Raw genomic sequence first — 13,573 nt, forward strand, 5'->3', positions numbered from 1 at the left:
GGCCGCGGGGGTGCTGCACGCGGCGGTGACGGGCACGCCGGAGGCGACGGCGTCCGCCGTCGGGCGGCTGCGGGCCGTCGCGCCCTCGCCCCGGGAGGGGACCGTCACCGTGCTGCGCGCCTCGCGTGCCGTGCGGGCGGCGGTGGACGCGTGGGGTCCCGTGGGCGGGCTGGACCTCATGCGGGCGATCAAGCGGCAGCTCGACCCCGGGCGGAACCTGGCGCCGGGCCGATTCGTGGGAGGTACCTGATGACCGAGGCGAAGCCGGACCTGCTGGGCGCGTTCGACGGGCACCACCCGCCTGCGCGCGAGCTGGTGGACGACTGCGTGCACTGCGGGTTCTGCCTGCCCGCGTGCCCCACGTACACGCTGTGGGGCGAGGAGATGGACTCGCCGCGCGGGCGGATCCACCTCATGAAGCAGGGCCTCGAGGGGGAGCCGATGTCGCCCGCGCTCGTGCAGCACGTCGACGCGTGCCTCGGGTGCATGGCGTGCGTGACCGCCTGCCCGTCGGGGGTGCGGTACGACCGGCTGGTCGAGGCGACGCGCCAGCAGGTCGAGCGGCGCGGCGCCGAGCACCGGACGCGCGGGCAGCGCCTGCTGCGGTCGACGATCTTCGCGCTGTTCCCGCGGCCCGAGCGCCTGCGGCGCGTGCTGCCGCTGCTGTCCCTCTACCAGCGGTCGGGGCTGCCGCGGCTGGTACGGCCGGTGCTGCGGCGTCTCTCGCCGACGCTCGCGACGATGGAGGCGATCGCGCCGCCGGTGCCCGCGCGCCGGGCGGACGCCGTGCCGGAGCGCGTGCCCGCCGTCGGGCAGCGGAGGATGACGGTCGGGCTGCTGCTCGGGTGCGTGCAGCGCGAGCTGTTCCCGGGCGTCAACGCCGCGACCGTGCGGGTGCTGGCCGCGGAGGGGTGCGACGTCGTGGTGCCGCCCGGGCAGGGGTGCTGCGGGGCGCTGTCCGTGCACGCCGGGCGCGAGACCGAGGGCCTGGACTACGCGCGGGCGCTGGTCGACGCGTTCTCCGACGCGGGCGTCGACCGGATCGTGACCAACTCGGCGGGCTGCGGGTCGACGATGAAGGACTACGCGGAGCTGCTGGCGGACGACCCCTGGTACGCCGAGCGGGCTGCCGCGTTCGCCGGGCGCACCCGTGACGTCTCCGAGGTGCTGGCCGAGCTGGGACCCGTGGCGCCGCGGCACCCGCTGCCGCTGACCGTCGCGTACCACGACGCGTGCCACCTGCGGCACGCGCAGGGGGTCAGGGCGCAGCCGCGTGCGGTGCTCGCCACCGTGCCGGGTCTGGTGGTCCGGGAGATCGCCGAGGGCGATCTGTGCTGCGGGTCGGCGGGGATCTACAACCTCACCAACCCCGAGCCGGCGCGCGAGCTCGGCGACCGCAAGGCCGCGAACGTCGCGGCCACGGGCGCTCAGCTGCTGGTCACCTCCAACCCCGGCTGCCTCATGCAGATCACCGACGCGCTGCGGCGGCAGGGACGCGAGGTCCCGACGGCGCACCTGGTGCTCGTGCTGGACGCGTCGCTGCGGGGCGCGCGGACGGAGGAGCTGCTCGGCTGATCCGGGGGCTCCCGTTTGCCCGAGGTAACTGCTACGTTTGTCGGTACGTGGAGTGATAGTTCCGACATGCGAAATTCCTAGCGCACCCTATCCGGCAGCGTGGCCGGTCTGGAGTCACCATGGACAACCTCGGCGTCCTCGCCCTGCTCGCTCTCGTCCCGATCCTCGTGGTCGGCGTCCTGCTCCTCGGGCTCCGGTGGCCCGCCCGCACCGCGATGCCGGTCGGGCTCGTCGTCGTCGTGCTCGTCGCCCTGTTCGCCTGGCGGATGTCGCCCGTCGCCGTCGGTGCGTCGATCGTGCAGGGGCTGCTCATCGCCGTCGGGCTGCTCTGGATCATCTTCGGTGCCCTGCTCATGCTGGAGACCCTCACCAAGAGCGGCGCCCTGCAGACGATCCGCGCGGGGTTCACCACCATCAGCCCCGACCGGCGCGTGCAGGTGATCATCGTCGCCTGGCTGTTCGGGTCGTTCATCGAGGGCGCCGCCGGGTTCGGCACGCCGGCCGCCGTCGTCGCGCCGCTGCTGCTCGCCCTCGGGTTCCCCGCGGCCGCCGCCGTCATGGCGGGCCTCATCATCCAGTCGACGCCGGTGAGCTTCGGCGCGGTCGGCACGCCGATGCTCACCGGGCTGGGCACCGGCCTCGCCGACACCTCCGGTGCGCTGGCGCCCGAGGTGCAGGCGCGGGCCGACGCGCTGGGACTCGACCACCTCGGCTTCGTCGCGCACACGGCGACCCAGGTCGCGACGCTCCACGCGATCGTCGGGACGCTCGTGCCACTCATCCTGGTCACCCTCATGTGCGGGTTCTACGGGGAGAAGCGGTCCTTCCGCGCCGGGCTGGCCGTCGCGCCGTTCGCGCTCTACGCGGCGCTCGCGATGATCGTCCCCTACGTCGCGGTGGCGTACCTGCTCGGGCCGGAGTTCCCGTCCCTGCTCGGTGGGTTCGTCGGGCTGGTGGTGGTCATGTTCACGTCGTCGCGAGGCTTCCTCATGCCGAAGGACGTCTGGGACTTCCCGCCCCGCGAGCGCTGGAGCGACCGCTGGATGGGCACGGTCGACCCGACGCAGGAGGCGGCCTCGCTGACCCGCACCATGTCGATGACGCGGGCCTGGGCGCCCTACCTCGTGGTGGCGGCGCTGCTGCTGCTCACCCGCAACGTGCCGGCGATCAAGGCGTTCCTCACCGGTCCCGCCGTGCTGGAGGTGCCCGACATCTTCGGCACCGGGATCAGCCAGAACATGGACCTGCTGTACTCACCGGGCGCCATCTTCCTGCTCGCCTGCCTGGTGACCTACGTACTGCACGGGATGACGCGCACGCAGATCGCCGCGTCGTGGCGGGTCGCGGGCGGGCAGCTCGGCGGGGCAGCGTTCGCGCTGCTGTGCGCCGTGCCGCTGGTGCGGATCTTCATCAACTCCGGGCCCGACTTCAACGCTGCGGGTCTCGACTCGATGCCGATCACGCTCGCGGAGGCGGCCGCAAACCTCGCGGGCCAGGGCTGGCCGATCGTGTCGCCGTTCATCGGTGCGCTCGGTGCGTTCGTCGCGGGGTCGAACACCGTGTCGAACATGATGTTCGCGCTGTTCCAGTTCAACACCGGGCTGGGCATCGGGGCGGCGTCGCCCGAGACCGTCGCCGCGCTGCAGGCCGTGGGCGGCGCCGCGGGCAACATGGTCGCGGTGCACAACGTGGTCGCCGCGGCCGCGACGGTCGGTCTGCTCGGCCGGGAGGGCGACCTCATCCGGCGGACGATCCTGCCCATGACGTACTACTGCCTCGCCGCGGGCGGCATCGGGTACCTCTGGATCTTCGGGCTCGGGTTCAACCCGGGGCTCGTCGTGCTGATCGTGCTCGCGGCGGCGCTGGTGGTGACAGGGGTGCGGCTGTCGCGGCTCTCGGACCGGTACAACCCGGAGGTGGTGGGCGCTGTGCGCTCGTGACGCTCGGGCTCGGTGGCTTGGTGTTCGGTCCTGTGTCACCGCGTAGGTCGTGACATGTGACCGAGTTCGCTGCGGTCGCGAGGGCTGCTGATCCTCGGGGACGGGTGTGCGCATGGGAGAATGTGCGGGCATCTGTCATCGAAGGGAACACCGTGAACGAAACGCCCCGCGACCAGGGGAACGACCGCGAGGGAGACCGCCGCGGCGAACGCAGGAGCGGCAGCCGCGACCAGGGGAGGGGCCAGAGTCGCGAGGAGCGCGGTGGAGACAGGGGACGCCGCTTCGACGGTCCCCGCGGCGGTGGCCGGCGGTACGACGACGACCGCCCGCGCCGCTCGTACCAGGACCGCGACGACCGCGGGGCGGGGCGCCCGGCCCGCCGCGACGACGACCGTCCGCGCCGGTTCGAGGACCGGGGCGAGCGCCCGCGCCGCGACGACCGGGGCGGCGACCGTCCGTTCCGTCGGCAGGAGGACCGGGACCGTCGTCCGTACGGTGACCGGGACGATCGTCCGCGTCGTTCGTTCGGTGACCGTGATGACCGGCCTCGTCGTTCGTTCGAGGATCGTGGTGGGGACCGTCCGCGGCGTGACGACCGGGTGGGGGACCGCCCGTTCCGTCGGCAGGAGGACCGGGACCGTCGTCCGTACGGTGACCGGGACGACCGCCCGCGTCGTTCCTTCGGTGACCGGGACGACCGGCCCCGTCGTTCCTTCGGTGAGCGCGGGCACGAGCGGCGCGACGGCGACCGCCCGTTCCGCCGTGACGACCGCCGTGACGACCGGCGCGGCGGCGACCGCCGCTTCGAGCGGGGTGCCGACCGTCCGGCGTTCCGCAGCCGTGACGACCGGCGCGACGACCGGCGTGACGAGCAGCGTGCCGAGCGCACGCCCGAGCCCGAGATCGCCGAGGACGTGTCGTTCAGCCAGCTCGACCGCGAGGCGCGGGGGCGTCTGCGCGGGCTGAGCAAGGAGCACGCCGAGCGCGTCGGGCTGCACCTCGTGATGGCGGGCCGCCTGCTCGACGTCGACCCGGAGCGCGCCTACGAGCACGCCCAGGTGGCCCTGCGGCACGCCGGCCGCATCGACATCGTGCGCGAGGCGGCCGGCCTCGCCGCCTACCGGACCAACCGTTTCGCGGAGGCGCTGCGCGAGCTGCGCACCGTGCGGCGGCTCAACGGTTCGTCGGAGCACCTGCCGATCATGGCCGACGCCGAGCGCGGCCTCGGCCGACCGGAGCGCGCGCTGGCGCTGGCGGCGTCCGAGGAGGCCGCCACGCTCGACGCGACGGGCCGGGTCGAGCTCGCGATCGTCGCGAGCGGTGCGCGCTCCGACCTCGGTGAGCACGACGCCGCCCTGGCCGTGCTCGACAAGATCGCGCCGGCCGACGCCCCGGGCGACCTCGGGCTGCGCGTGCTGCAGGCGCGCGCCGTCGCGCTCGAGGCAGCCGGCCGGGACGACGAGGCCGCAGCCCTGCTCGCGACCGTCGACCCCGAGGCGCTCGCCCGCGCCATCGGGGACGTCGAGCCGGACGAGGACATCACGGTGTTCGACGTCGAGGACGACGCGGCGCTCGCCGAGGCCGAGTACGCCGCGGAGCACCCCGAAGAACTCGAGGAGTCCGACGAGTCCGACGAGGGTTCCGCCGGCTCGGCGGACAGCGCGGACTCCGCCGGTTCGGCGGACAGCGCGGACTCCGCCGGTTCGGCGGACAGCGCGGACTCCGCCGACTCGGCCGACAGCGCGGACTCGGCCGACAGCGCCGACTCCGCCGACTCGGCCGACGAGGACGACGAGGACGACGGACCTGACGTGGACGACGAGTCCCGTGCCGAGGCAGGCACGGCCGATCCGGCTGACGAGTCGGTGGACGAGCCCGCCTCGGACGAGCCGTCCGCCACTCCCGACGAGCCCGAGGCGGACGCCGTCGACGAGCCGAGCGACCCCGAGTCCGACGAGGGCACCGAGCCCGCCGAGCCGACCGTCACCGACCAGCCGGCCGACCAGCCGGCCGAAGACGCCGAGCCCGCGGCCGAGCGTCCCGGCGCCGGGCAGGGGCAGGCGTGACGGCTGGGGCGGGCCTGCTGGCGAGCGACGTGCCGCTGGCGGAGGCCTATGACCTCGCTCTCGTCGACCTCGACGGCGTCGCGTACCGCGGGCACCTGCCGATCGACCACGCGGCCGCGAGCCTGACCGCCGCGCGCTCGGGCGGCATGCGCCTCGTGTTCGTGACCAACAACGCGTCGCGCGAGCCGGAGGAGGTCGCGGGCCAGCTCACCGGCCTCGACATCCCGACGGACGCCGACGAGGTGATGACGGCGGCGCAGGCGTGCGCCGCACTGCTCACCACCCGCCTCGACCCGGGCGCGAAGGTGCTCGTGGTCGGTGGCAAGGGGCTGGTGACCGCGGTGCGGGCGGCGGGCTTCGAGGTCGTCGAGTCGGCGGACGAGGAGCCGGACGCCGTCGCACAGGGCTACGCGCCCGAGGTGGGCTGGACCCAGCTCGCCGAGGCGGCCTACGCGGTGGGCCGCGGGGCGTGGCACGTGGCGAGCAACCTCGACCTGTCGCTGCCCACGGCGCGCGGGTTCGCGCCCGGCAACGGTGCGCTGGTGGGTGCCGTCCGCGCGGCCACGGGCGTGGTGCCGGACAGCGCGGGCAAGCCCTCGCCGACGATGTACCGGCTCGCGGTCGAGCGCGCGGCGGCGAGCCGTCCGCTCGTCATCGGTGACCGGCTCGACACGGACCTGGCGGGTGCCCGCGGCGGCGGGTACCCGGGCCTGCACGTGCTGACCGGTGTCTCGACGGCCCGCGACGCGGTGCTCGCCGTGCCCGGGGAGCGTCCGTCGTACCTGGCGGCGGACCTGCGCGCGCTGCTCGCGCCGCACGCCGCGCCGGAGCTCGCGGACGGCTGGTACGTCTGCGGGAGCGCGGCCGCGCGGGTGTCCGACGGCGAGCTGCGGCTCGACGGCGAGGGGATCGACCTCGTCCGGGCGGCGTGCGCGGCGGCGTGGGCCGCCGTCGACGGGGGGCAGGATCTCGACCCGGCCTCGGTGCCCGAGCTGACGGTCTGAGCGGTCCGGCGCGGCCGCCCGTCCACGGGACCCGACGGTCTCCTCCCCGGTTCTGTCGGGGGTGGCGGGTACCGTGTCTGGCAGCGAGCGGCACCGGCCGCGACCGGCCGCACCCAGCACAGCAGGACCACCCAGCGGGACCAGCACAGTGGAGCGTTGACGCACGATGGACGACAGCTACGAGACCGAGGTGCCGGGGCCCGAGGAGCAGCCCGGCACCGACGACGCGGTCCGGCGTGCCCTCGACGGGCTCGACGGGCTCGCGGACCTGCCGACGGCCGAGCACGTCGGACGCTTCGAGGCGGTGCACGACGCCCTGCGCGTGCACCTGAGCGGTGACGCCTGACGGTGATGACCAGGACAGCGAGCGCGCGCGTGGACGCGGAGCTGGTCCGCCGCGGCCTGGCACGGTCCCGGCGGCACGCCGCCGAGCTCGTCGCGGCCGGGCGGGTCTCGGTCGCGGGCCGCGCCGTGCGCAAGCCGTCGGCGTCCGTGGCCGACGGCGCCGAGGTCTCCGTGGCGCCGGGCGCCGACCCGGAGCACGAGTTCGCGTCCCGTGCGGCGCTCAAGCTCGCCGGTGCGCTCGACGCGCTCGCGAACGTGCCGGACGGCCCCCGGGTCGAGGGCGCGGTCTGCGCCGACCTCGGCGCCTCCACGGGCGGGTTCACCGACGTGCTCCTGCGCCGGGGCGCCGCGCACGTCGTCGCGATCGACGTGGGCCACGACCAGCTCCTCCCGGCGCTGCGCGAGGACGACCGGGTGACGGTCGTCGAGGGCTTCAACGTGCGCGACCTGACGCCGGCCGACCTCGACCGGCGGCCGGACGTCGTCGTCGCGGACCTCTCCTTCATCTCCCTGACGGTGGTGCTGCCCGCGATCGCGGGGGTGCTGCGTGCCGGCGCCCAGGTGCTGCTCTTGGTCAAGCCGCAGTTCGAGGTCGGCCGCGAGCGCCTGGGCAGCGGCGGGGTGGTGCGCGACCCGTCGCTGCACGCGGAGGCGGTGCGCACGGTGGCAGCAGCCGCGCTGCGGCGGGGCCTGCGGACGTGTGCCGTGGTGCCGAGCCCGCTGCCGGGCCCGAGCGGCAACCGGGAGTTCTTCCTGTGGTTGCGGCCGGGCGGCGGCACGGGGCAGGAGCAGGCGGTGGCCGACGCGGTGGCCGAGGCGGTGGCCTGGGAGCCGGGTCCGGCCGAGCCGCCGGCGTTCGTCGTCGGGGCAGCGGCCGCAGCAGAGAACGAGAGACCAGCACGAGAGGAGCGGGTGCCATGACGAGGCGTGTCCTGATCGTCACCCACGGCGGGCGCCCGCAGGCGGTCGCCGCGCTGTCGGAGGCGTTGCGCGAGCTGAAGGCGGCGGGGTTCGAGTACACGCTGCACGACGACGCGGTCGCTGAGGAGTTCGGCGACCACATGGCGGCCAAGCGGGTCGCTGAGGGTGTGCACAACGCCGAGGTCGTGATGGTGCTGGGCGGCGACGGCACGATACTGCGTGCGGCGGAGCTGACGCGCGGCACCGACGTGCCGCTGCTGGGCGTGAACCTGGGCCACGTCGGGTTCCTGGCGGAGTCGGAGCGCGAGGACCTGCGGGCGGCGGTGCAGCGTCTGGCGGCGCGGGACTACGAGGTCGAGGAGCGCGCGACGGTCGAGGTGACCGTGCACCTGCCCGGCACGGCCGAGCCGGTGGTGGGCTGGGCGCTCAACGAGGCGACGGTCGAGAAGGCGACGCGCGACCGGATGCTGGAGGTGGCGATCGGCGTGGACGGCCGGCCGCTGCTGTCGTTCGGCTGCGACGGCGTGGTGATGTCGACGGCGACGGGGTCGACGGCGCACGCGTTCTCGGGCGGCGGCCCGGTGATCTGGCCGGACGTCGACGCGGTGCTCATGGTGCCGCTGTCGGCGCACGCGCTGTTCGCGCGGCCCCTGGTGATCGGCCCGCGGTCGCGGTACACCGTGGACGTGCTGCCGCAGTCGACGGTGGAGGGCGTGCTGACCTGTGACGGCCGCCGGGAGATCCGGCTGCCCCGGGGTTCTCGCGTGGTGGTGCGTCAGGGCGGTACGGTGCGGCTCGCGCGGCTGTCGACGGCCCCGTTCGCCGACCGGCTGGTGTCGAAGTTCAACCTGCCCGTCTCGGGCTGGCGCGATCGTGTCGGATCTGCGCACGCCGAGGCGCAGGATGTACGGTCTGACCGGACATCGGATTCGAACACGGGATCGAACACCCCCGCAGAGACGTAAGCAGCGAACCTAAGGAGTCAGGTGCTCGAGGAGATCGCGATCGAGAACCTGGGCGTCATCCGCTCGGCCCGGGTACCCCTGTCCGACGGCCTGACCGTCATCACGGGTGAGACGGGCGCGGGCAAGACGATGGTGCTCACGGGCCTCAACCTGCTCATGGGCGCCAAGGCCGACCCGCAGTCGGTGCGCCCGGGTGCGTCGTCGGCGGCCGTGGAGGGCCGCGTGCGGGTCACGGGCCGGGACACGGTGCTGGAGCGGGTCGACGAGGCGGGCGGCGCGGTGGAGGACGACGGCACCGTCGTCATCCTGCGCACGATCGCCGACGGCCGCTCGCGCGCCCACCTCGGTGGTCGCACGGTGCCCCAGGGGGTGCTCGCGGAGATCGCGGAGGACCTGTTCACGGTGCACGGCCAGGCGGACCAGCTGCGGCTGCGCACCGCGGCCAAGCAGCGCGAGGCGCTCGACACCTTCGTGGGGCCGGCGCACCAGCGGGTGCTCGCCGCCTACCGCGCGGCGTGGACGGAGCGCGGCGGCCTCCTGGCGGAGATCGCCGACCTGGAGGCGCGCGGCGCGGAGCGCGCCCGTGAGGTCGAGCTGCTGCGCATCGGCCTGGAGGAGATCGAGCGCGTGGACCCGCAGTCCGGCGAGGACGCCGAGCTGCAGGCCCTCATCGAGCGCCTGTCCAACGCGGAGGGCCTGCGCACGGCCGCCACCGAGGCGCACGAGGCGGTCGCGGGCGAGGACGCCGAGGGTGCGCGGGAGAACGCCATCGCGCTGGTGGAGCGGGCGCGGCGCGCCCTGGAGGCCGCCGCGCACTCCGACCCGGAGCTGGGCGCGCTGGCCACGCGGTTCGCCGAGGTGGGCTATCTGCTGTCCGACGTCGCGACCGACGTCGCCGCCTACGTGGACGACCTGCAGGCGGACCCGGCGGGCCTGGAGACGGCGCACAACCGGATGGCCGAGCTGACGGCCCTGACCCGCTCGTACGGCGAGACCATCGACGAGGTGCTGCAGTGGGCGAGCGACGCGGGCCTGCGGCTGCTCGACCTGGACGACGGCGGCGACCGCCTCGCCTCGATGCGCGCCCGCGTGGCCGAGCTGGACGGTGAGCTCGGGCGGCTCGCGGAGATCCTGACGGCCGAGCGCACGCGCGGCGCGGCCGAGCTGGCCGAGGCCGTGACCTCCGAGCTGCACGGTCTCGCGATGGCGGGCGCGCACCTCGTGGTCTCGGTCGAGCCGCTGGACGAGCCGGGACCCTTCGGCGCCGACCAGGTGACGTTCCTGCTGGTGCCGCACCCCGGCGCGCCCGAGCGGCCGCTGGGCAAGGGCGCGTCGGGCGGTGAGCTGTCGCGCGTCATGCTCGCGCTCGAGGTCGCGCTCGCCACGGCGGGCGGCGCGGCGGAGCGCCCGGCCGACGCGCCGCGCAGCACGTTCGTGTTCGACGAGGTCGACGCCGGTGTGGGCGGCCGCGCCGCCGTCGAGGTGGGCCGTCGTCTGGCCCAGCTCGGCCGTAGCACGCAGGTGGTCGTCGTGACGCACCTGGCCCAGGTGGCCGCGTTCGCGGACGCGCACCTCGTGGTCACCAAGAGCTCTGACGGCGACAGCGGCACCGACGACGACGGGATGATCACCGTCACCGGCGTGCGTGAGGTCACCGCCGACGCCCGGGTGCGCGAGCTGGCGCGCATGCTGTCCGGACAGGAGGACTCGGAGACGGCGCGTACCCACGCGCTGGAGCTCCTCGAGTCCTCGGTCGTGGGACGATAGTCCGGATGAAGCTGATCTCCCGCCCGGACAAGCGCGCCGACAAGGGCGCGGCGAAGAGTGCCGACGACCGCGACACGCCCGCGCCCGGCGCGACCGTGCACGGCCCCGCCCGCATCGGGGCCCGCACGAAGGAGCTGACCTCGCGGCTGAACCCGGGCGACGTGGCCGTGATCGACCACGTCGACATCGACCGCGTCGCCGCGGACGCCCTGGTCGCAGCGGGTCCCGTCGCGGTCCTCAACGCCGCGCCGTCGACGTCGGGCCGCTACCCGAACACCGGCCCGAACATCCTCGTCGAGGCCGGCATCGTGCTCGTCGACGACCTCGGCCCCGCCGTCATGGGCATCGAGGAGCACGCGCAGGTCTCGGTGGTGGACGGCGACGTCGTCGTCGGCGGCGAGGTCGTCGCGAGCGGAAAGCTCCAGACCGAGCGCACCGTCGCCGCCAACATGGCGGCGGCCCGCGAGGGCCTCTCCGCCGAGATCGAGCGGTTCGCCGAGAACACCATGACCTACCTGCGCCGCGAGCGGGACCTCCTGCTCGACGGCGTGGGCGTGCCCGACATCCGCACCTCCATCGAGGGCCGCCACGTGCTCATCGTGGTGCGCGGCTACCACTACCGGGAGGACCTCGCGCTGCTGCGGTCCTACATCCGGGAGAACCGGCCGGTCCTCATCGGTGTCGACGGCGGCGCGGACGCGATCCTCGACGCCGGCTGGCAGCCCGACATGATCGTCGGTGACATGGACTCCGTCTCCGACCGGGCCCTGGCGTGCGGCGCGGAGATCGTCGTGCACGCCTACCGCGACGGCAAGGCGCCGGGCCTGGAGCGGGTCAAGGCGCTCGGCGTCGAGCCCGTCGTCTTCCCGGCGACCGGGACCAGCGAGGACATCACCATGCTCCTCGCGGACGACAAGGGCGCGGAGCTCATCGTCGCCGTCGGCACCCACGCGACGCTCGTCGAGTTCCTGGACAAGGGCCGCGCGGGCATGGCCTCGACGTTCCTCACGCGCCTGCGCGTGGGCGGCAAGCTCGTGGACGCCAAGGGCGTGTCGAGGCTGTACCGTACGCGGATCTCGAACATCCAGCTCACGCTGCTGTCCGGCGCCGGTGTCGCGGCGGTGCTCGCCGCGCTGGCCTCGACGTCGGCCGGCCAGACCTTCTTCGGGCTGATGGGGGCACGCGTCGACGACGTCGTCTCCTGGATCAGCAACCTGTTCGGCGGCTGACCGGCCCGGAGCACGCTCCCGGACCGCCCTGCCGCCCCGACCTCCGCCGGGCGACGACCGCCCGGACCACGCCTAAGGACCTCACCCGACCGTGATCGACTTCCGATACCACCTCGTCTCGCTCATCTCCGTCTTCCTGGCGCTCGCCGTCGGCATCATCCTCGGCGCCGGTCCGCTGCAGGGAGCGATCGGGGAGACCCTCACCGAGCAGGTGGACGCGCTGCGCGCCGAGCGCACCGAGCTGCGCGGCCAGCTCGACACCACCCAGACCGCCCTGGACGGCGACGAGCGCTTCATCGAGGCGGTCGGCAACCAGCTCGTGCCCGGCGTGCTCGAGGGCGACCGGCTCGCCGTCGTGCAGCTCGGCGAGGTCTCGGAGGACGTGCAGGACGGCGTGCGCGCCCAGCTCGACGCCGCCGGTGCGTCCGTCGTGGCCACGGCACGCCTCACCGACGCGTGGACCGACCCCGACGAGGAGTCCTCGCGCGAGACCGTCGCCGACGGGCTGCGCGCCAACCTCGGCGAGGCCACGCCGGAGGACGACACCGCAGGGGCCACGCTCGGTGCCGCGCTCGCGGTCGCCCTGACCGGGAGCGACGGGACGGCCCGCAGCGAGCAGGCCGTCGACCTCGCGGGACAGCTCGAGCACTTCGGCTTCGTCGAGGCGGGCGAGGAGCAGACCGAGCCCGCCCAGGCGGTGCTGCTGCTCGTGGGCCCGGCCGGCCAGCCGCAGGAGGCCGCCGACGGCACGACCGAGGAGCCCGAGCCGGCCCCCGACACGTGGACCGCCGTGACCCGGGCCGTGCAGGAGGTCTCGGGCGCCGCGGTCCTCGCGGGCCCCACCGACGACCCGGGCGACGCCGTCCAGGCCGTCCGGGACGACGAGGAGGCCGCCGCCGAGGTCACCACCGTCAGCGGCATCACCCGCCTCACCGGCCGCCTCACCGTGCCGCTCGCGGTCGCCGCCCGGCTCGACGGCGTCGTGGGACAGTACGGCCTCGAGGAGGACGCGACGGCGATCCTCCCGCCCGTCCCGGACACCCAGCAGGACTGACGCGCGCCCTTCGCGCACGCACGGACAGCACACACATCGACGACAGGGGAAGGTCATGGGGGCAGGCAGGTTCGTCCTCGCGGGCGCCGTCGCGGCAGCCGCGACGGTGCTCGCGCGCCGCACGCTCGAGGAGAAGGTCGCCGCCGGAGGTCTCGGCGGCCCGTCGACCTGGACGCGCACCAACCATCGTGGTGAGCCCATCAGCCTCCTCGAGGGGCCCGCGGTCACGGCCGGGCTGGTCGCGGGCGCCGTGGCCGGCGGCGGGCGAGCACCGGGCGCCAGGGCGTTCGCCACGGCAGCGGCCGGCGCCTTCGGCCTGGTCGACGACCTCACCGAGGACACCTCCGAGCGCACCAAGGGCTTCCGCGGCCACCTCGGTGCGCTGCGCCAGGGTCGGCTCACGACGGGTGGGCTCAAGATCCTCGGCATCTCCGGCTCGGCGCTGCTCGCCTCGGCGGCGGGCACGCCCCGGACGGCGCGGACCGCGTTCGGCCACCTCGTCGACATCGGCCTCAACGGCGCAATCATCGGCGGCACCGCCAACCTGGTGAACCTCTTCGACCTGCGCCCCGGCCGGGCCCTCAAGGCCGGCGCGGCCGCGAGCCTTCCGGTCGTCGCGGGCGGCGCTGGCGCCACGGGCGCCGTCCTGGGCGCCGCCGCGGCCGCCGCCCCGCCGGGGCCGGAGGCGTCCGTGACGCTGCTGACCG

The 13,573-nt window shown here is 74.8% G+C and carries 13 protein-coding genes; 12 read left to right on the forward strand and 1 reads right to left on the reverse strand.

What is annotated here, in order from left to right; translation table 11 throughout:
- The 3 genes from HLB15_RS18725 to HLB15_RS18735 form a co-directional block, all read left to right on the forward strand.
- A partial coding sequence (locus HLB15_RS18725; protein ID WP_212760081.1) for a hypothetical protein occupies nucleotides 1-250 on the forward strand: 250 nt, incomplete at its 5' end.
- A complete protein-coding gene (locus HLB15_RS18730; protein ID WP_171107455.1) occupies nucleotides 250-1,575 on the forward strand; it encodes a (Fe-S)-binding protein in 1,326 nt (441 codons plus the stop codon). The genes HLB15_RS18725 and HLB15_RS18730, both read left to right, overlap by 1 nt.
- Before the next feature lie 119 nt (nucleotides 1,576-1,694).
- Nucleotides 1,695-3,515, forward strand: coding sequence for an L-lactate permease (locus HLB15_RS18735; protein ID WP_171107457.1), 1,821 nt, complete (start codon nucleotides 1,695-1,697; stop codon nucleotides 3,513-3,515).
- 35 nt (nucleotides 3,516-3,550) lie between these two features.
- Here HLB15_RS18735 and HLB15_RS18740 read toward each other — a convergent pair whose 3' ends face one another.
- Nucleotides 3,551-4,513, reverse strand: a complete 963-nt coding sequence (locus HLB15_RS18740) for a hypothetical protein (protein WP_171107459.1) — start codon at nucleotides 4,511-4,513, stop codon at nucleotides 3,551-3,553.
- On the opposite strand from HLB15_RS18740, the gene HLB15_RS18745 reads away from it, so the two are divergent.
- From HLB15_RS18745 to HLB15_RS18785, 9 genes are all read left to right on the forward strand, one after another.
- Nucleotides 4,430-5,581 carry an ICP22 family protein gene (locus tag HLB15_RS18745; protein ID WP_171107461.1) on the forward strand — a complete coding sequence of 384 codons (1,152 nt, stop codon included), beginning with the start codon at nucleotides 4,430-4,432 and terminating at the stop codon, nucleotides 5,579-5,581. The two genes, HLB15_RS18740 and HLB15_RS18745, sit on opposite strands and share 84 nt — an antisense overlap.
- Nucleotides 5,578-6,585 (forward strand): HAD-IIA family hydrolase, encoded by a 1,008-nt coding sequence (locus HLB15_RS18750; protein ID WP_171107463.1) that lies wholly within the window; start codon nucleotides 5,578-5,580, stop codon nucleotides 6,583-6,585. The genes HLB15_RS18745 and HLB15_RS18750 overlap by 4 nt, the downstream gene beginning before the upstream one ends.
- A 166-nt stretch (nucleotides 6,586-6,751) precedes the next feature.
- Complete coding sequence (locus HLB15_RS18755) at nucleotides 6,752-6,931, forward strand: hypothetical protein (protein WP_171107465.1); 180 nt, start codon at nucleotides 6,752-6,754, stop codon at nucleotides 6,929-6,931.
- Nucleotides 6,932-6,936: 5 nt separating this feature from the next.
- Complete coding sequence (locus tag HLB15_RS18760; RefSeq protein ID WP_171107467.1) at nucleotides 6,937-7,851, forward strand: TlyA family RNA methyltransferase; 915 nt, start codon at nucleotides 6,937-6,939, stop codon at nucleotides 7,849-7,851.
- Complete coding sequence (locus HLB15_RS18765; protein ID WP_171107469.1) at nucleotides 7,848-8,816, forward strand: NAD kinase; 969 nt, start codon at nucleotides 7,848-7,850, stop codon at nucleotides 8,814-8,816. The genes HLB15_RS18760 and HLB15_RS18765 overlap by 4 nt, the downstream gene beginning before the upstream one ends.
- A 21-nt stretch (nucleotides 8,817-8,837) precedes the next feature.
- On the forward strand, nucleotides 8,838-10,583 hold the full coding sequence (gene recN, locus HLB15_RS18770; RefSeq protein WP_171107471.1) for a DNA repair protein RecN: 1,746 nt from the start codon (nucleotides 8,838-8,840) through the stop codon (nucleotides 10,581-10,583).
- A 5-nt stretch (nucleotides 10,584-10,588) separates the two neighbouring features.
- Complete coding sequence (gene steA / locus HLB15_RS18775) at nucleotides 10,589-11,812, forward strand: putative cytokinetic ring protein SteA (protein WP_171107473.1); 1,224 nt, start codon at nucleotides 10,589-10,591, stop codon at nucleotides 11,810-11,812.
- A 91-nt stretch (nucleotides 11,813-11,903) separates the two neighbouring features.
- On the forward strand, nucleotides 11,904-12,866 hold the full coding sequence (locus HLB15_RS18780; RefSeq protein ID WP_171107475.1) for a copper transporter: 963 nt from the start codon (nucleotides 11,904-11,906) through the stop codon (nucleotides 12,864-12,866).
- Nucleotides 12,867-12,921: 55 nt separating this feature from the next.
- Nucleotides 12,922-13,573 (forward strand): hypothetical protein (locus HLB15_RS18785; RefSeq protein WP_171107477.1); only part of this gene is annotated, 652 nt, incomplete at its 3' end.

It is taken from the genome of Promicromonospora citrea (genome assembly GCF_013004695.1).
GTDB lineage: Bacteria > Actinomycetota > Actinomycetes > Actinomycetales > Cellulomonadaceae > Promicromonospora > Promicromonospora citrea.

Bases quoted from the DNA above. Each gene is read 5' to 3' on its own strand.
- HLB15_RS18765 (WP_171107469.1), top strand. From the start codon at position 7,848: ATGACGAGGCGTGTCCTGATCGTCACCCACGGCGGGCGCCCGCAGGCG.
- HLB15_RS18755 (WP_171107465.1), top strand. From the start codon at position 6,752: ATGGACGACAGCTACGAGACCGAGGTGCCGGGGCCCGAGGAGCAGCCC.
- HLB15_RS18735 (WP_171107457.1), top strand. From the start codon at position 1,695: ATGGACAACCTCGGCGTCCTCGCCCTGCTCGCTCTCGTCCCGATCCTC.
- steA (WP_171107473.1), top strand. From the start codon at position 10,589: ATGAAGCTGATCTCCCGCCCGGACAAGCGCGCCGACAAGGGCGCGGCG.
- HLB15_RS18760 (WP_171107467.1), top strand. From the start codon at position 6,937: ATGACCAGGACAGCGAGCGCGCGCGTGGACGCGGAGCTGGTCCGCCGC.
- HLB15_RS18730 (WP_171107455.1), top strand. From the start codon at position 250: ATGACCGAGGCGAAGCCGGACCTGCTGGGCGCGTTCGACGGGCACCAC.